This is a genomic window from uncultured Pseudoxanthomonas sp. (assembly GCF_947498795.1).
GTDB lineage: Bacteria > Pseudomonadota > Gammaproteobacteria > Xanthomonadales > Xanthomonadaceae > Pseudoxanthomonas_A.
Genome location: NZ_CANMLQ010000012.1, coordinates 1 through 16959, shown reverse-complemented (window position 1 = coordinate 16959; position 16959 = coordinate 1). Strand labels below are relative to the sequence as shown.

The window sequence follows — 16959 nt, the reverse complement described above, 5'->3', positions numbered from 1 at the left end:
AAATACGATTACTTGCGACAGGTGCACATCCCGGCATCGCACGCGCATCGCGGCGAGCTCTGATCGAGCACGGTCACTGCAAAAGCCACTGAACCTGTCGTATCAGGGCGCTCAGGCGCCGAGCGCGGGCGAGGTATGCTCCAGGCTAGGGCGTGCGCGCTTCGCATAGCCGGTCAGTCGCTCAAACGTCAGGAACAACACCGGGGTGATCAGCAGCGTGATCACCTGCGATACCAGCAATCCACCGACCACGGCCACGCCCATGGGCTGACGCAGCTCGGCGCCTGCGCCAAGCCCCAAGGCCAACGGCAGCGCGCCGACCAAGGCACAGATGGTGGTCATCATGATTGGGCGGAAGCGTTGCCGGCAGGCTTCGGTGATCGCCTGCTCGGCCGACCAGCCGCGGGTGCGCTGCGCCTCAAGGGCGAAGTCGATCATCATGATCGCGTTCTTCTTGACGATGCCGATCAGCAGCAAGATGCCGATCATGGCCACGAAGGTCAGCTCCAGGCCGGTCAGGCGCAGCGCCAGGAGTGCGCCGACGGCCGCGGAGGGAATACCCAACAGGATCGTGATCGGGTGGATCCAGCTTTCATACAACACGCCCAGGATCAGATAGATCACCGCCACAGCGGCGACCAGCAACAGGATCTGCGTGGTCTGAGATTTTTCGTACAGCGCGGCCTGACCATCGAAGCTGCCGAAGATCGTATCGGGCATGCCGATGGCGGTGGTGGCCTCGGCAATGGCTTGCTGCGCATCGGAGAGCGATTTGCCCGGCGCCAACTCGAATGACAGCGTGTAGGAAGGCAGCTGCGCCTTGTGCGCCACCATGGTCTTGCCGGTAGCACGGGATACGGTGGCGATGGCGCCAAGCGGCACCATGGCACCATCGGCCGCGCGGACGTACACCCGGCTCAGCGCCTGCTCGTCCTGCCGTTGGATGTCGGCCAGTTCCATGATGACCTTGTAGCTGGCCTCGGGCGCGTAGATGGTGGAGACCTCGCGCGCACCAAAGGCGGCATACAGCGTGCTGCGAAAGGTGGCCATGTCCACCCCCAGCATCGCCAGCTTGTTGCGATCGACCTGGACGGAGGCTTCCAACCCCAGATCCTCAGCGTCGGACTCCAGGTCGGCGAACACCTCGGTGCGCTTGAGCTGGGCCAACAGACGATTGGCCCACACGTCCAACTCGTTTGAGCCGATCGATTGCAGGGTGTATTGGTAGGCGCTGGCACTGGTGCTGGCGCCCACTTTGAGGTTCTGGACCGGACTGAAAGAGACCGAGATACCCGGCAAGATGTTGGTGTCTTTGCGCATCTTGGCCAGTACCTGCTCCATCGATGCGCGCTCGGCGGGGGGCTTGAGGTCGATGTCGAACTTGGTGCTGTCGTGATCGACCTTGGAGGCCATCGTGGCCACGGCCGGATCGGCCAGCAGGATCTGCTGGACCTGGCGCAGCGCCTTGAGCCGGGCCGTGTAGGACATGTCCGGCGGGGTCTTGAGCTTGACCGATAGCTGGCCGGTGTCTTCCTGTGGAAAGAAGCCCTTGGGCGAGAGTTGGTAGAGCACAGCCGTCAGCACCAAGGTGGCCACACCGATGCCCAGCACCGTGTGCCGATGGACCAGCGCCCACTGCAGGGCGCGCGCATAGAGAGCCGCGCTCCAGCCCGGCGGTGCATCCTCGTGAGCGGGTGCGTGGGCACGGCTGGCGCCCAGGATGGTCGGGGCGATGGCCGGGATCAGCGTCAGGGACACCAGGGCCGAGACCAGGATCGCGGTGGAGACCACGATGGCGAACTCATGGAACAGCAGGCCCATCGTGCCGGGCATGAAGAAGATCGGGATGAACACGGCCACCAGCGAGATGGAGATGGACACCACGGTAAAGGCGACCTCACGACTGCCCTGCTCCACCGCCTGCCGGATCGGCATGCCCTGCTCGCGGTGACGCATGATGTTTTCCAGCACCACGATGGCATCGTCAACGACCAGCCCAACGGCAATGGTCAGGCCCATCAGCGAGATGTTGTTCAAGCTCAGGCCCAGCACCCACATCACGGCAAACGTGCCCAACAGGGAGACCGGCACGGTGATGGCCGGAATCACCGTGGCCGAGAACCGGCGCAGGAACAGGAAGATCACCAGCACCACCAGCGCCACGGTCAGGCCCAAGGTTAGATTGACGTCATGGATGGCATGGCGGATGGACAGCGAGCGATCGCCCAGCACGCGCACCTGGATCGAGGCCGGCATCTGGCTCTGCAGCCGCTCGAGCGTGGACTTGATGCCATCGATGGCGGCGACCGTGTTTGCGCCGGGCTGACGGCGAACATCCAGCACGATGGCATAGCGCCCATTGACCTCGCTGGTGTTCTGCGCATCTTCCACGCTGTCGATGACCTGGGCCACATCGCGCAGCTGGATCGTGCGCCCGTTGCGCGTGGCCACGATGACGCTGGAAAAGTCGGCCGCCCGCAACAAGCCGGTGTCCATCTGTACCATCAACATCTGCCGATCGCCGTCCAATTGGCCCAGCGGCGTGTTGACGTTGGCAGCCTTGAGCGCGGTGCCCACTTCCAGCAGCGTCAGGTCCAGCGCAGCCAGCTTCTGAGGATCCACCTGCACGCGTACGGCATAGCGCTTGCGGCCCTTGACGGTGATCTGCGCCACCCCCGGCACGGTGGACAACGCCGGCACCACCACCTCGTCGATGTAGGTGTTCAGGCGAGCCATGGGCATGGTCGGCGAATCCAGCGCCACCGAGATGATCGGCGCATCGCCGGGGTTGATCTTCTTGTAGCTGGGCGGCGCCGGCAGTTCGGAGGGCAACGAGCGGCTGATGCGGAACAAGGCGGCCTGCACATCGGCCGCGGCGGCATCGATGTTGCGCGAGGCTTCGAACTCCAACTGGATCTTGGTCTCGCCCTGGATGCTGGAGGAGGTGGTGCCGACCAGCCCTGGCAAGGCGGAGAACTCCTTCTCCAGCGGCGTGGCAATGGAGGTGGCCATGTTTTCCGGGCTGGCCCCGGGCAACTTCGCTTCCACCTCGATGGTGGGTGTTTCATAGCGCGGCAAGGCCGCGATGGGCAGTTGCAACCAGCACACGACGCCCACGATGACCACCGCCAGCCACAGCATCAGCGTGGCCACCGGCCGCTGCAGACACAGCGAGGACAGGCTCATGGCTGACGCGCCGCGGCCAGCGGGGCGCGTGTGCGAACGCGCGTGCCCGGGCTCAGGGTTTGGTTACCCTCGGCCACCACCGACTGGCCCGCAGGCAACCCGGTGACCACGGCCTGGCCATCCTGCAGGCCGGCAAAGGTAACCGGATGCATGCTGACCGCACCATCGGCATCGACCTGGTATACGAAATGCCCTTCCGGGCCTTCGAGCACGGCTTGCGGTGGCAGCACCACGGCGTTGTGCTTGATCCCGGCTTGCACGCGCAAGCTCACGAAGGCACCAGGCCACAGGCGCTCATCGGCATTGTCGAATTCGGCCTTGAGCCGGATGGTGCCGGTGGCCTGGTCGATCGCGTTGTCGGTAAAGATGATTCTGCCGGCCACCTGCCCCTGCTCGGTCTGCGCCTGCACCTGCGCCTCGCCTTGCCGGAGCGCCTGGGTCAGCCCGGCCAGTTCGCGTTCGGGCAGGCTGAACTCCACCGCGATCGGATGGATCTGCACGATGCGCACCAGGCTAATGGCATCGGAGGGACCGACCAGCGCACCCCGTCGCACGGCGATCGCGCCGGCGCGTCCGGAGATCGGCGCGGTGATGCGGGCATAGCCGGCCATGACCTGGTTACTTTCGATCTCGGCGCGCGCGGCCTGTTGTTGGGCCTGCAGCATGTCGACCTTGCTGGCGGCCGCATCCAGGCTGCTGGAAGAGATGTACTTGGAGGCCACCAGTTCCTGCGAGCGGGTGTAGTTGCGCCGGGCATCGGTCAACTCAGCCGTGATCTGGGCGTACTTGGCCTTGGCCTGCCGCACCAGCGCGCCGGTCTGGCCAGGATCCAGCACGAACAGCAGTTGTCCGGCCGTCACATCCTGGCCCTCTTCCAAGTGCAACGAGGCCACGGCCCCGTCCATTTGCGCGCGGACCTCGACCTCGTTGAGCGGGACCACATGGCCCTGGGCTTCGACGATGTGCGGCAGGTCTACGACCTTGCTGTTAACCAGTTCCACCAGCGGGGCAGCCTTGGCGGCGGGCGCCTTGGCGTTGGCGCCCTTGCCCAGCATGAGGTAACTGGCGATCGCACCAATGCCAAGCAACAGCAAGGCGGCAATCAACCAGCGCGGGCGAACAGCGGCAACAGCAACGGGCATCTTCAGGACCTGACAGTGAGGTCCGGGACGACGCATGGGGATGGTGTGCGAGACATGACGAGAACCCGCACGTGAGGGGGCGCTCCCATCCCCATGGTCGCCCCGGTGGGAGGCGATGGTGATGTTGTACCCGCCCACAGCTGACATCGACCCGCATGGGCACGTCAGTTTCGTGTCAGCTAGGGGGTGGAATCCTAGCCGGCATGCATTCTCGTCTGCCTTTCCTATTCCTGGCCTGCTGCGTGGCACTGGCCGGCATGTGCGTGCCCGCCTTGGGCAAAGACAAGGACCGCAAGGCCGAAGAGCGCGCGGCCAAACAACAAGCCCAACAGGCCGCCTTGGCCGCCTTGCAGCGCGGTGAGATCCTGCCCCTGGCGCGTATCATGCAGATCGCCACTACCCGGGTGCCGGGCGACATCATCGAGATCGAGTACAAGGCGGGCCCCAAGTACGAGGTCAAGATCCTCACGCCCGATGGACGCATCAGGGAAGTTAATCTGGATGCCAAGACCGGCGAGATCATCAAGATCGAGGACAAATGAGTGCGCGCCCTGCTGGTGGAAGATGATCCGGATGTGCGCGCGGACGTGGCCTCGGCGCTGAGCGCCAACGGCTTCGTGGTCGAGTGCGCCGAGGACGGCAAGCAGGCGTGGTTCCTGGGCGATACCGAGGACTACGATGTCTGCATCCTGGATCTGGGCCTGCCCAGCATGGATGGCCTGTCGGTGCTGCGGCGCTGGCGCTCGGCCGAACGCCGCTTCCCCATTCTCATCCTGTCGGCACGCGGGGACTGGACCGAGAAGGTCGAGGGCATCGAAGCCGGCGCTGATGACTACCTGTCCAAACCTTTCAAGATCGGTGAGCTGGTCACCCGTGCCCGTGCGTTGGTGCGGCGCGCCGCCGGACACACCAGCGCGCAGCTGGAGTGTGGGCGCCTGATCCTGGACACCCGGCGCATGAGTGCCACGCTGGACGATAAGCCCATCCAACTGTCGGCCCTGGAGTACCGCTTCTTCGACTACCTGGCCCATCAGGCCGATCGCGCGGTGTCGGCCGGCGAGTTGGCCGAGCACCTGTACGGGGCCAGCGAGTCGGGCGATACCAACGCCATCGAGGCGCTGGTGCTGCGCCTGCGCCGCAAGCATGGCAGCGACATCATCGTGACCCGACGCGGATTCGGGTACCAGATCGGGCGCGGCCCAGGCTCTGCGGATCCATGAGTTCGGGTTCGCTGCGATGGCGCTTGATGCTCGGCGCGGCGATCACGATGCTGGCCACGCTCACGTTGGCACTGTTTGCCATGAGCTTGCTGTTCTCCCGTCACATCGAGCGGCGTGTGGCCGAAGACCTGGAGCGCGAAGCCCTGCGCCTGGTCGCCGAGATCAGCGTCGATTCCGCCGGTAAGCCGCAGTTGGCCGCGCCACCGGCAGACCCGCGCTACGACAGTCCGGTGGGGGGGCGCTACTGGCAGCTCACCACTGCGGGCGGAACCGCACGCTCGCTGTCGCTGTGGGATGAAGAACTGCCCTCCCCCAGCACGCCGCCCACGGATCAGTGGCGCGTGGGCGAAGCCACCGGTCCGTTCAACCAACGGGTGATGGTGCTGGAGCGTGCGGTCAGCGTGCAGGGCGCGCGCGGTCCGGTCACCGTGCAGCTGGCGCAGAACATTGCCGACCTGCGGGTGGCACGCAACCAGTTCCGGCGCGAGTTGGGGCTGTTCCTGACCGGGCTGTGGCTGATGTTGATGGTCGCGGCCTGGCTGCAGATCTACCTGGGACTGCGCCCGTTGGGGCGCCTGCGCAAGGAGCTTGAGCGTCTGCAACGCAGCCCCAGCGAACGCCTGGATAGCCGCTATCCCAGCGAGGTGACACCGCTAACGATGGCCATCAACCGACTGGCCGAAGCCCGCGAGCGCGATGTAGTCCGCGCCCGCCGTCGCGCAGCGGATCTGGCCCACTCGCTGAAGACGCCGCTGGCGGCGATGGCGGCGCTAAGCCGGCGCGTGCGGGCTAAGGAGCAATCGGCTCTGGCCGACGACCTGGATCGCGTGATCGCCACAGCCGGCGCGGCGTTGGAGGCCGAGCTTGCGCGTTCGCGCGCAGCGGCCATCCGCGATGGCATCACTACCGCCCACGCCCACCCCAACGAGGTGGCCGATCGCATCGTCGATGTGCTCCAGCGAACTGAGCGCGGCAGTGCGCTGGTTTACGACATCGACCTGGCCGCGGACCTGCAGGTGCCGATCGCAGCGGACGACCTGATGGAAGTGCTCGGCGCCCTGATGGAGAACGCCACCCGGTTTGCCCGACGGCAGGTGCGCGTGGCCGGGCACGCCGACGGCCAGGTCCTGGAACTGTCGGTGGAAGATGACGGGCCGGGCTTGAACATCAGCACCGAGGAAGCGCTCTCCCGCGGCGGTCGCTTGGATGAAACCGGCAGCGGCAACCACGGACTTGGGCTATCCATTGCCCGCGACATCATCGAGGCCACCCAAGGCCAACTCACGCTGGGTACTTCTACTCTGGGTGGCCTGCAGGTGACATTGCGCTGGTCGGTGCTGGCACCGACCACCTAGTGTCCGAGAGGGCGATCCTGCGCGATCGGGGCAAAGGTGACGCTGGCCACTGTGCCGCCCTGTACCTGCGAATCCAGTTGCAGTTTCCAACCAAAGTGCTGGCAGATACGCGCGATCAATCCCAGCCCGATTCCGCCCGAGCGCACAATGCCGCCTCGGGTCAGGCGGGTGTACAGCGCGCTCATTTCCTCGCCGGACATCCCATGCCCGGGATCCTGGATCGAAAGCGTAGCCAGTCCGCTGGCCTGGATCAGGATCCTGCCGCGATCGCTGTTCTCGATGGCATTGCGTAGCAGGTTGCTGATCACCGCACGCACCACCTGTGGGGGCGCATCGACGCGGAACGGCGCCAGCAACTGCGACTCGATGGACAACTCCTTGTTGTCGGCCACCAGGGTGTGGTCTTCGATGATGCTGGGCAGTTCTTCGGCCAGGTCGACTTCACGCGCTTCTTTCTGAATACGCGTCGGCTCGCGCGCCAGGGCCAACAGCATGTTGGACAGCTCGTTCATCTCCACCGAGGTGCGATGGGCGCGCTCCAAGTAGGGCCGCACGGTATCGGCGGTGTCCTCATGATCCAGCGCCACCTGCATGGCATTGGTGATCACGGCAATGGGCGTGCGCAGCTCATGGCTGGCCAGGTTGATGAACTCCTTCTCGCGCTCGATGTGATCGCGGATCCGCAGGCCGTAGCCATTGAGCGCGTCCGTCATCAGCGCGATCTCGCTCGGCGCCGAGGGTGCCACTTCCAGCGCAGGACCACGCCCATCAGGCTTGAGCGTGGGAATGGTCTTGACCAGCTGCGTCAACGGCTTGATCAGCCTGTCCACGCCAAAGTAGATCAACGCCGACAACAGCAGCGCCACCAACAGCACCGAGGCGCCTAGCCGGGTGGCCAGCACCACTTCGTCCTGTTCCTGATCGGTGATGTCCAGCGCCAGCACCCGTTTGCCCGGCTGGCCCGGGACCTGTTCCACCAGCACTACATACTGGCGATGGCCGATGGCCAGTTCATCGTGGACGCCCGGGGCAAGCCGTTCGAAGGCTGCGGGCGCGGGTGTCTTGCCATCAAAGAACTGCAGCAAATCGGTATTGGGGGCGAAGTGATCCGGATCCTGCGCGCGACGTGTGGTGAAGAACTCCATCTCGCTACGCAGCAGCGACTCCCACACCGCCTGCTCGGTCCGTTCGTTCACCCAATAGCCATGGGTGACAAACACCGCCGAAAGGATGGCGAGGTAAGCCATCAAACCCACGATCAGGCGACGACGAAGGCTCGGCCGGCTCATGGGGTGTCACCCGCGCTGTAAAGGCGATAGCCGACCCGACTGATCGTGTGCAACAACGGGGGCTCGCCCGGCAAGTCCAAACGACGCCTGAGTTCGTACACGTGGGTGCGCAACATGTCGCTGTCTGGTCGCTCCTCGCCCCAGATCGCCGCTTCCAGCCGCGCCTTGGGTACGACATTGGGGCTTTCGCGCATCAGGATTTCCAGAATCGCGCGACTGCCACTGTAGAGCTGCAGCGTGCGGTCGCCGCGACTGATCTCGTGGGTGGACAGGTTGTAGGTCAGGTCAGCGACTCTGAGCACGCGCTGGCGGCCTGAGCGCCGCGCCGACAGGGCCTGCAAGCGCGCCTGCAGTTCAGTGATGTCGAAGGGTTTGGCCAAGTAATCGTCGGCGCCGGATTCGAAGCCGGCCAGCTTGCTCTCGATCTGATCGCGCGCGGTCAGCATCAACACCGGCACATCCGAGCCTGCGCTGCGCAGACGGCGCAGGACTTCGATGCCATCCATGCGCGGCAGCATCCAATCCAGCACGACCACGTCGTACTGCCCCTCCAAGGCCAACTGCAATCCAGAAGGCCCATCGGGTGCGGCATCAAGGACAAAACCGCGCTTTTCCAGGAAGTCGAACACGTTGGCCAACAGGCCCTGGTTGTCCTCCACGAACAGCACCCGGATGGACGGCCCGCTCTGGCGCTGGGCGGCCGCGGCCCGCCGGGCCGCCACAGTCTGACGAGGATCTGACATATCTAAATCTACCCTAATGCGAATCGTTCGCGTTTCTGTTTGCAACAACCCTTTCCCACTTGGAGTCCCTCCCCGATGTCCGGTCCTCGAACCACCCGAAAGACCCCCGTCAATCCGTTGTCCCAGTTGATCAGTCGCGCTCTGTACGGTGCGCCGCTGGCGCTGGTGCTCAGCACCAACGCGCTGGCCCAGCAGGCCACGGCGCAGGACGCGACTACTTTAGACGGCATTGAAGTTGTCGGTGACAAGGATGAGTATCAGGTCCTTCGCATCAGTTCAGCGACCAAGACCGATACCCCGCTGCGCGATGTGCCGCAGTCGGTGACGGTGATCTCGCAAGGCCTGATCCGCGATCAGGCCATGCAGAACATGGGCGATGTGGTGCGCTACGTACCGGGCGTGCAGATGGCTCAGGGCGAAGGCCACCGCGATGCGCCGATCCTGCGCGGCAATACCTCCACGGCCGACTTCTTCATCGATGGCCTGCGCGATGACGTGCAGTACTACCGTGACCTGTACAACGTCGAGCGCGTGGAAGTGCTCAAGGGCCCGGGCGGCATGATCTTCGGCCGCGGCGCTTCCGGCGGCCTGATCAATCGCGTCACCAAGCAGGCTGACTGGTCCAATGCGCGCAACCTGGGCCTGACGGTGGGTAGCTGGGACAGTTATCGCGTGACCGGCGACGTGGATCAGGCGCTCAACGACAGTTTGGCCGTGCGCGTGACGGGCTTCTACGAAGACTCGGACAGTTTCCGTGACGAGGTCACCCTGGAGCGGTGGGCGATCAACCCGACCCTGACCTGGCGCCTCAGCGATGACACCCAAGTGGAAGTGGGCTATGAGCATTTCGAGGACGACCGCGTGACCGACCGTGGCGTGCCGTCCTACTTGGGCCGTCCCCTGCGCATCGACGAGGCGACCTTCTTTGGCAGCGCCGAGCTGAGCCCCACCTGGGCCGAGATCGATGCCCTGACCGCGCGCGTTCGCCACGAGTTCAGCCCGCAGGTCACGTTGGTCAATCAGACGCGCGTGGCCAACTACGACAAGTTCTACCAGAACGTGTTCCCCGGCGCGTATACGGCGGCCACCAACCGCGTGGCGATCAGCGCCTATAACAATCTGACCGAGCGCAAAAACATCCTCAATCAGACCGATCTGACCGCGAAGTTTGCGACCGGCGCGGTCCAGCACACGCTGCTGGCCGGTCTGGAGCTGGGCCGCCAGGAAACCGACAACTACCGTCAGACCGGCTACTTCACCGCGGTCAGTCCCACGGCCACGTCCGATTTCGTGACCCTGCCCAACACGCACTACACCGGTCCGGTGCAGTTCCGCCAGAGCGCCACCGATGCGGACAACAACAGTGTGGCCAAGACCGCCGCGCTCTATGTCCAGGACCAGATCGAATTCTCCCCGCACTGGCAGGCCCTGTTGGGCGTGCGCTTTGATCGCTTCGAGGCCGATCTGTACAACCGTCGCACCGCCACCAGTCTGTCCAGCAGCGATGACCTGGTGTCCCCGCGTGCGGGACTGATCTACAAGCCCACCGAGGCGACCTCCATCTATGCCAGCTACGCGATTTCCTACGTGCCGCGTGCCGGTGAGCAGCTCGCCTCGCTGACGGCCAGCAACCGCGCCCTGGATCCGGAAAAGTTCACCAACAAGGAAGTGGGCTTCAAGTGGGATATCCATGATGCCCTGTCCTTCACCGCCGCGGTGTATCAGCTTGATCGCACCAACGTGGCCATCACGGACCCCAACAACCCCACCCAGTCGCTGTTGGTCGACGGTCAGCGGGTGAAGGGTCTGGAATTGGGCCTGGCGGGCAACCTGACCGAGCAGTGGCAGGTCATGGCCGGCTATGCCTATCAGGACAGCCAGGTGCAGACCCCGGGGGCCCAGAATGGTAATCAGCTGGGTCAGGTGCCGGAGAACTCGTTCTCGCTGTGGAACCGCTACGACTTCACGCCGCGCTTCGGCGCCGGCCTGGGCGTGATCTACCGCGACGACGTCTTCGTCTCCTCGGATCAGGCGGTGGTGCTGCCCAGCTTCACCCGCGTGGATGCCGCGGTCTATTACGCCATCACCCCCTCGTTGCGTCTGCAGGCCAACATCGAGAACCTGCTCGATGAGGAGTACTACGCCTCGGCCCATAGCAACACCAACATCATGCCCGGCACGCCGCGTGCGCTGCGCGTGGGCATTGATTGGCGCTTCTGAGTGCGCAAGGTGCAGGCCAGCGGGTCAACCGCTGGCCTGCACGCACGTTACCTCCTGGACATGAGATCGTCGTTGCACGTGCCCCGTTCTGAACGCCCGCACCGCCGCCCTGCCGGCCTGCCAGCCCCAGAAGCAGCCCCCGACATCCGGGATCCGAGCGTCCTGGCGGACTTGCGTCGAGCCCGGTTGCCGGCCAACCCCACCCGCGTGCGCATCCTCATGCACATGCGAGCACTCGATCGGCCGGTCACGCCCAATGCGCTCTATCAACAGTTGGATGGTCGCCTGAGCCGTGTCTCGGTGTACCGGGCTTTGGCCGAGTTGGCGCGCGCGGACCTGGTCAACAGCTTTCGCCTGCCCGGTGGCAAGATCGTCTACAGCGCAGGGCAAGCACAGCCTGCCCTGCGTCTGGCCTGCCCCCAGTGTGGCCAATCGGCCACGGCACCGGAGGCAATGCTGGGTCCGGCCTTGATGCAGACCATGAGCAACCTGGGCTACAGCGACCAAGAAGTCTTGATCCTGGCGCTGTGTCATCGCTGCACGGGCCTGTAGCGCCACGCACGCGCGATCCACACGCGCGATCCAGATGAATGCCGGCGCAATGCGGGCAGTTCCAAGCTGGCCCCGGAGATGAATTAACACGATGGCGACAGCAGTCCGACCGCAATCGGACACCGTGTGCCTGAGCATGCGCCCCATCGTTTCCCACCCCCTGTGTGCTCATGTTGGTTGTCTCCAGCTCGCGCGCGATGGCTTTGCCCGCACGTCGCTCCCTGCTGGCCTTGCTGGCCGGTTCCTCCTTCGTCCTGATCGCGCTGTACCTGCTAGCCCAGCGGGCCGACTTCCCGCTCGCGCACGCGCTGTTGGAGCTGCAGGGCGGCCACTGGTCGCTCAAGCAGCATTGGCTGCTGGAATCGCTCCTGCATCGCGGCGGCCGCATGCTCAGCATGCTGGCATGGCTGACCGGCCTGGTGCTGCTGCTGGTGCGCTGGCCGCAACGAGCGCGCTTGCGTTGGCACGCGCCGTTGGCTCGCCTGCTGCTGACCACGCTGCTGTGCACGATCGTGGTCGGAGTGCTCAAGGCCACGACCCACATGGACTGTCCGTGGGACCTCAGTGCCTTTGATGGCACCCGACCGTTCATTTCCCTGCTTACACCGCGCCCGGAAATCCTCGGCTCGCCCAAGTGCTTCCCTGCCGCCCATGCCGCCACGGGCTTTGCATGGATCGGCTTGTACTTCTTCTTTGCCGCGGTACGGCCGTCATGGCGCTGGGCCGGTCTGGCCATCGGGTTGCTGCTGGGACTGAGCTTTGGCCTGGCCCAGCAACTACGCGGGGCCCACTTCCTATCCCACGACATCGCCAGTCTGACGCTGTGCTGGTGGGTGGCCTGCGCGGTTGAATTGCTGGCGCGCTCCGAAAGGAGCGCGGCATGAGCACGGCGCTCAAGACCTTGGCCCCGGCTGCTTGGGGCGATCATCTGCGGGCAGCGTGGGCCTGGCGCCTGCGCTTGAGCAGCGAAGCGATGATCCTGTGGGCCAGTGTGTACTTCACCCTTGCCAGCAACGCGATGTTCTGGAAGGCAGCGGTGCCCTCCCCGATCCAGATCCGCTGGGTCTTCTCCCTGGTGGTTCTGATCACGGCGGTCAACGGGTTCTTGCTGGCCTTGCTGCTGTGGCCTCGCCTGTGGCGCGCCACGCTGATGGTGTTGATCGTGCTGGCCGCCATGGCGGGCCACTACATGAGCGCCTACGGCATCTACATTGATGCCGATATGGTCCGCAACGTGATCAAGACCGATTGGCGCGAGGCGCACGACCTGCTGGGCTGGGATCTACTCATTCCGCTGGTGACGGCGGTGCCAGCGGTACTACTGGTCACCCGCATCGAGCTGACCCGCCGTCCGTGGGCCCGCGCGCTTCTGGCCCGCGTGGGACTGCTGGTGGCCATGGCCCTGCTGGGAGCCCTAGGCGCGGCCACTTCGCTGCAGGCCTTGAGCTCGTTCCTGCGCAACCAGCGTGAAGTGCGCTACCTGGTGACTCCGGCCAACGTGGTGGTGTCCCTGGCCAAGGTCATCAGCGAGGAGCCTCCGGGCAAGGCCCGGGTGCAGCTACCGATCGGCGAGGATGCGGTCCAGCGTCCGGCCGCCGGCACGCGCAAGCCACGCCTGCTGGTACTGGTGGTGGGCGAAACCGCGCGGGCCGCCAATTGGGGACTCAGTGGCTACGCCCGGCAGACGACCCCTGCCCTGGCCAAGCGCAATGTCGTGAACTATCCCCACGTGAGCGCCTGCGGCAGCAGCACCGAAGTCTCCCTGCCGTGCATGTTCTCTCCCTATGGGCGCAAGGACTACAACGAGAAGGCGATCCGCGGCCACCAGTCCGTGCTGCACGTCCTGCAACGGGCCGGGGTGCGGGTGCTCTGGCGCGACAACCAGTCCGGATGCAAAGGCGTGTGCAGTGGTCTGGAGATCCAGGATCTGCACGCCCGCACCGATGCCGATGTCTGCGAGGGCAATCGCTGCTACGACCAGATCCTGATCAAGGACCTGGCCCAGCAAGCGCGGACCCACCGCGGCGACCAGGTGATCGTGCTGCATATGCTGGGCAATCACGGCCCCACCTATGCCGAGCGCTACCCCCGCCAGTTCGCGCGGTTCACGCCCGAATGCACGACCTCGGACCTGGGACGTTGCGAGCGCGAGCAGATCGTCAATGCCTACGACAATGCCCTGCTCTACACCGACCACGTCCTGGGCAACACGATCGACGCCTTGGCCCAGATGTCGGACTACGACACAGCGATGATCTACGTTTCCGATCACGGCGAATCGCTCGGCGAGAATGGACTCTTCCTGCATGGCATGCCCTATGCCATTGCGCCGAAGGAACAACTGCAGGTGCCGATGGTGGCCTGGTTCTCACATGGCTGGCAGCAGCACACGCGCCTGGACCTACATTGCGTCCGCCAGAACGCCAGTGCCGCCTACAGCCACGACAACCTGTTCCATACCTTGCTGGGCCTGACTGATGTGCGTACGGCCCTGTACCAACCGGACCAGGACCTGTACCGGTCCTGCCGGGCGCCAGGGTCCTAAGGACAGCGCACTGGCCCAGCCGTCCTTGGCTACTTCTCCGGGACGGCTTCGATCAGCTTCACCAACTCGCGCTTCTGCTGCTTGGTCAATGAGGCCCACCGCAGGAGCACTTTGGCCAGCAGGTCGTCGTTGGTGTACAGGAAGGCGGCCGGAACGCCCAAGGCCTGGGCCAGCCGCTCGGCGGTCTCCAGCTTGGGTTCGTGCGTGCCACGCTCGTACTGGTTGATGCGGGGGCTGGCCACGTGAGGATCCAGACCGGCCCGGATGCCCACGTCCTTCTGCGACAGGCCCGTGTACATGCGGGCTTGTTTCAGGCGTCGGGCAAAGGTCGGTAGTGAGTCGACGGACACAGGTACGCGCGCACCCTATGGAAACCCCATAAGGATGGCGGATGTACCCTGCCTTGCATACTAAGATATCCTTAGTTTTTGGGCAACCGCCACTGCCAGAGTTTTTGGTGTCATGACCCGCGCAACAGGCCGTCCCGCCGGCACCGGCACCGCTGGCTCGGCCAGCCACACCGCCAGGCCCGGCGGTATCGCCACGCTCGACGAGCTGGGGCTTCGCGGAACGCTGTTCCTGGCCGCATTGCTCAAAGCCCAGGCCCAGCGCATCCCCTTGGCCCCCACGCGCAGTGCCGCCGTGCGTGTGCTCGATGCCCTGCAGAGCCGGGCGCTGATCCAGGTGCCCTGGCCGGCCGATCGCTGGCAGATCCGTCCGGACGCCGAGGTAACCCCAGGCACCGGCTGTACGGCACCTGCTCGCGCGTAGTCGGCGAGCTGCGGTCAAGCAAGGCGTACGACCACGCAAGAAGACTGCCTTGGCGCGACCGGAGCTCGAGGCGCTGCTGGCCACCTGCGACGATTCCCTCGAAGGACTGCGCGATCGCGCCCTGCTCTGCTTCGGGTTTGCATCTGGCGGGCGCCGGCGCAGCGAGATCGCGGCCGCTGACCTCGCAGACCTGCGGGCGCTGCCCGACGGCGGCTACGTGTACTGGCTGGGGCACAGCAAGACCCAGCAGGCCGGTCCTACGGCCGGCTCCATGCCGGACAAGCCAGTGCTGGGGACGGCCGCCCACGCCCTCGCCGCGTGGCTGGAGGCTGCAGCGATCACCGAAGGGCCGATCTTTCGCCGCCTTTGGGGCCAGCGCGTGGGGCCCGGGCTCAGCGACAAGGCCGTGGCCTCCATCATCCAGCGTCGTGCCGACCTGGCCGGTTTGGAGGGCGACTTTGGCGGGCACAGTCTGCGCTCGGGTTTCGTGACCGAAGGTGCTCGCCAAGGCATTGCCCTGCCCGCCTTGATGGCGATGACCGAGCACCGGGCGGTGGCCAGCGTGATGGGCTATTTCCAAGCCGGGAGTGCCGCCCAAAACCCGGCGGCCTGCCTGCTGGACGACGACCTCTCCGTGGCGCCACCGTAAGCCGTCTCAGCTGGTGAGCCTGGAGGTCGTTACGGTGGAGCTTGTCTGAAGCTAAGCAGACATTCCCGCCGTTACCGGTACAACCAGCAGATCGCTCCCGCATGGCAACGTCCAGAGACAAGGTGCAGCAAATTGGTTTCTGGGACGCCGAGGTCAAGAGCCCGGATCACGATACCGTCTGCCTGTGGGCTTACCAAAATGCCGACGCGATCTTCCGCGCTGCATACCCGGAGCAGTTTGGTCGCGACTGGACATCGCATGATCTGGATACGCCTGCTTACAATGATGCCCAGCGCGAAACCATAGTGCAGGCCAGTCTGGATTTCGCCAACAGCACGCCGCGCCCCAGTCCGCGGGTCGCCAAGCGATCGTTGGAATGTGTCTTGCGCTCTTATACCGGCGTGCGCGGTGACATCGAGCGCATCGTGGGGTACGCCGACGTGCTCATCGAAACCGAGCTTCCTCGAGTAGGGTTCACCTACACCGAGCAATCCAACGGCCACGGCCATCGAAACCAAGTGTTTTCCGGCTGTGAACTCGCCTGGACTTCTGATCGAGCACCTCGCATCTTGGTGGAGGCCAAGGCCACATTGCCCACGGTGGGGGAACTGATGCGCCAGCTACAGCTTTACCGCACGGCCTTCAGCGGCAAGATCATGGTGGTCTGTCCCAATGATCGCTATGCGTCAATCCTCAATGAGCAGGGCGTGCATTTCATGAAGTACCCGGGCGCCAGCCTGTAGTTCGCTTTAATCCGAAGATTCCTATTTCGCAGACTTTCAGGAGCACACCATGAGCACGTCACGCATTGATGGTGAATTCAATGGCTGGGATGGCAACACCATTGTCCAGCTTTCAAATGGGCAAATTTGGCAGCAGCGGGAGTATTACTATCACTATCGCTATGCGTACCGCCCCAGTGTCACGATCACGAACGACGGCGGTTACAGAATGTTGGTGGAGGGTGTTCCTCGTGCGGTTCGAGTTGAGCGCATTAAATAGTCAGTTCGGTAGCCCGAGCGATATCTCTTCCGGCGCGAACCACTCATTGGCAAGCAGGTGGGCTCTAATGCGTTCTGGTTCGCGCGCATAAGCGACCAGGGCTAGTGAACGCTCTGCGCGACTGCACGTGACATAGAACAAGCGGCGAGTCGAGGCTGTCTGGCCATCTTCAGCGGCACCGCCAAACAGCTTTTCGTACTTGAACAGGCGACGTCCCCCCAATTTTGAGTAGCACCGCGATCTGGAGTCCAATCCCCAACCCCAAGGAGATTGGACGTGAAGAAG

The 16959-nt window shown here is 64.6% G+C and carries 15 protein-coding genes and 2 pseudogenes; 11 read left to right on the top strand and 6 right to left on the bottom strand.

What is annotated here, in order from left to right; genetic code table 11:
* Positions 1–111: 111 nt before the first annotated feature.
* Complete coding sequence (locus tag Q0907_RS17930; protein ID WP_299347275.1) at positions 112–3186, bottom strand: efflux RND transporter permease subunit; 3075 nt, start codon at positions 3184–3186, stop codon at positions 112–114.
* Positions 3183–4328, bottom strand: a complete 1146-nt coding sequence (locus Q0907_RS17925) for an efflux RND transporter periplasmic adaptor subunit (RefSeq protein ID WP_299347273.1) — start codon at positions 4326–4328, stop codon at positions 3183–3185. Before Q0907_RS17925 ends, Q0907_RS17930 begins: the two co-directional genes overlap by 4 nt.
* Before the next feature lie 203 nt (positions 4329–4531).
* Between Q0907_RS17925 and Q0907_RS17920 the strand changes: the two genes are divergently transcribed.
* Genes Q0907_RS17920 through Q0907_RS17910 form a run of 3 tightly spaced genes read left to right on the top strand, consistent with a single transcriptional unit; the run spans position 4532 to position 6903 of the window.
* Positions 4532–4870 (top strand): PepSY domain-containing protein, encoded by a 339-nt coding sequence (locus tag Q0907_RS17920; RefSeq protein WP_299347271.1) that lies wholly within the window; start codon positions 4532–4534, stop codon positions 4868–4870.
* Positions 4871–5548 (top strand): response regulator transcription factor, encoded by a 678-nt coding sequence (locus tag Q0907_RS17915; RefSeq protein ID WP_299347269.1) that lies wholly within the window; start codon positions 4871–4873, stop codon positions 5546–5548.
* Entirely contained in the window at positions 5545–6903 is a 1359-nt protein-coding gene (locus Q0907_RS17910) for a sensor histidine kinase (RefSeq protein ID WP_299347268.1), read from the top strand. The genes Q0907_RS17915 and Q0907_RS17910 overlap by 4 nt, the downstream gene beginning before the upstream one ends.
* Here the strand turns inward: Q0907_RS17910 and Q0907_RS17905 are convergent.
* The gene (locus Q0907_RS17905; protein ID WP_299347266.1) at positions 6900–8192 is read right to left on the bottom strand and encodes a HAMP domain-containing sensor histidine kinase; all 1293 of its coding nucleotides are present in this window, start codon (positions 8190–8192) and stop codon (positions 6900–6902) included. The two genes, Q0907_RS17910 and Q0907_RS17905, sit on opposite strands and share 4 nt — an antisense overlap.
* Entirely contained in the window at positions 8189–8866 is a 678-nt protein-coding gene (locus tag Q0907_RS17900) for a response regulator transcription factor (RefSeq protein WP_299347322.1), read from the bottom strand. The genes Q0907_RS17905 and Q0907_RS17900 overlap by 4 nt, the downstream gene beginning before the upstream one ends.
* A gap of 144 nt (positions 8867–9010) precedes the next feature.
* On the opposite strand from Q0907_RS17900, the gene Q0907_RS17895 reads away from it, so the two are divergent.
* From Q0907_RS17895 to Q0907_RS17880, 4 genes are all read left to right on the top strand, one after another.
* Positions 9011–11155 (top strand): TonB-dependent siderophore receptor, encoded by a 2145-nt coding sequence (locus Q0907_RS17895; RefSeq protein ID WP_299347264.1) that lies wholly within the window; start codon positions 9011–9013, stop codon positions 11153–11155.
* 60 nt (positions 11156–11215) lie between these two features.
* The gene (locus tag Q0907_RS17890) at positions 11216–11707 is read left to right on the top strand and encodes a transcriptional repressor (protein ID WP_299347320.1); all 492 of its coding nucleotides are present in this window, start codon (positions 11216–11218) and stop codon (positions 11705–11707) included.
* A gap of 170 nt (positions 11708–11877) precedes the next feature.
* Complete coding sequence (locus Q0907_RS17885) at positions 11878–12591, top strand: phosphatase PAP2 family protein (RefSeq protein ID WP_299347262.1); 714 nt, start codon at positions 11878–11880, stop codon at positions 12589–12591.
* On the top strand, positions 12588–14252 hold the full coding sequence (locus tag Q0907_RS17880; protein WP_299347261.1) for a phosphoethanolamine--lipid A transferase: 1665 nt from the start codon (positions 12588–12590) through the stop codon (positions 14250–14252). The genes Q0907_RS17885 and Q0907_RS17880 overlap by 4 nt, the downstream gene beginning before the upstream one ends.
* Positions 14253–14281: 29 nt before the next feature.
* Here Q0907_RS17880 and Q0907_RS17875 read toward each other — a convergent pair whose 3' ends face one another.
* The gene (locus Q0907_RS17875; protein WP_299347259.1) at positions 14282–14602 is read right to left on the bottom strand and encodes a helix-turn-helix transcriptional regulator; all 321 of its coding nucleotides are present in this window, start codon (positions 14600–14602) and stop codon (positions 14282–14284) included.
* 112 nt (positions 14603–14714) lie between these two features.
* Here Q0907_RS17875 and Q0907_RS17870 point away from each other — a divergent pair, with 112 nt between their 5' ends.
* The 4 genes and pseudogenes from Q0907_RS17870 (at position 14715) to Q0907_RS17855 (ending at position 16674) form a co-directional block, all read left to right on the top strand.
* Complete coding sequence (locus tag Q0907_RS17870) at positions 14715–15023, top strand: hypothetical protein (RefSeq protein WP_299347257.1); 309 nt, start codon at positions 14715–14717, stop codon at positions 15021–15023.
* Positions 14989–15672 (top strand): annotated as a pseudogene (locus Q0907_RS17865) (tyrosine-type recombinase/integrase); the annotation flags it as partial. The gene Q0907_RS17870 and the pseudogene Q0907_RS17865, both read left to right, overlap by 35 nt.
* A gap of 101 nt (positions 15673–15773) precedes the next feature.
* Complete coding sequence (locus Q0907_RS17860; protein ID WP_299347255.1) at positions 15774–16415, top strand: hypothetical protein; 642 nt, start codon at positions 15774–15776, stop codon at positions 16413–16415.
* 49 nt (positions 16416–16464) lie between these two features.
* A complete protein-coding gene (locus tag Q0907_RS17855) occupies positions 16465–16674 on the top strand; it encodes a hypothetical protein (protein ID WP_299347253.1) in 210 nt (69 codons plus the stop codon).
* Here Q0907_RS17855 and Q0907_RS17850 read toward each other — a convergent pair.
* Positions 16675–16959, bottom strand: a pseudogene (locus Q0907_RS17850) (hypothetical protein); the annotation flags it as partial.

Bases quoted from the DNA above. Each gene is read 5' to 3' on its own strand.
- Q0907_RS17930 (WP_299347275.1), bottom strand. From the start codon at position 3,186: ATGAGCCTGTCCTCGCTGTGTCTGCAGCGGCCGGTGGCCACGCTGATG.
- Q0907_RS17860 (WP_299347255.1), top strand. From the start codon at position 15,774: ATGGCAACGTCCAGAGACAAGGTGCAGCAAATTGGTTTCTGGGACGCC.
- Q0907_RS17910 (WP_299347268.1), top strand. From the start codon at position 5,545: ATGAGTTCGGGTTCGCTGCGATGGCGCTTGATGCTCGGCGCGGCGATC.
- Q0907_RS17890 (WP_299347320.1), top strand. From the start codon at position 11,216: ATGAGATCGTCGTTGCACGTGCCCCGTTCTGAACGCCCGCACCGCCGC.
- Q0907_RS17855 (WP_299347253.1), top strand. From the start codon at position 16,465: ATGAGCACGTCACGCATTGATGGTGAATTCAATGGCTGGGATGGCAAC.
- Q0907_RS17895 (WP_299347264.1), top strand. From the start codon at position 9,011: ATGTCCGGTCCTCGAACCACCCGAAAGACCCCCGTCAATCCGTTGTCC.
- Q0907_RS17925 (WP_299347273.1), bottom strand. From the start codon at position 4,328: ATGCCCGTTGCTGTTGCCGCTGTTCGCCCGCGCTGGTTGATTGCCGCC.
- Q0907_RS17870 (WP_299347257.1), top strand. From the start codon at position 14,715: ATGACCCGCGCAACAGGCCGTCCCGCCGGCACCGGCACCGCTGGCTCG.
- Q0907_RS17885 (WP_299347262.1), top strand. From the start codon at position 11,878: ATGTTGGTTGTCTCCAGCTCGCGCGCGATGGCTTTGCCCGCACGTCGC.
- Q0907_RS17905 (WP_299347266.1), bottom strand. From the start codon at position 8,192: ATGAGCCGGCCGAGCCTTCGTCGTCGCCTGATCGTGGGTTTGATGGCT.
- Q0907_RS17880 (WP_299347261.1), top strand. From the start codon at position 12,588: ATGAGCACGGCGCTCAAGACCTTGGCCCCGGCTGCTTGGGGCGATCAT.
- Q0907_RS17920 (WP_299347271.1), top strand. From the start codon at position 4,532: ATGCATTCTCGTCTGCCTTTCCTATTCCTGGCCTGCTGCGTGGCACTG.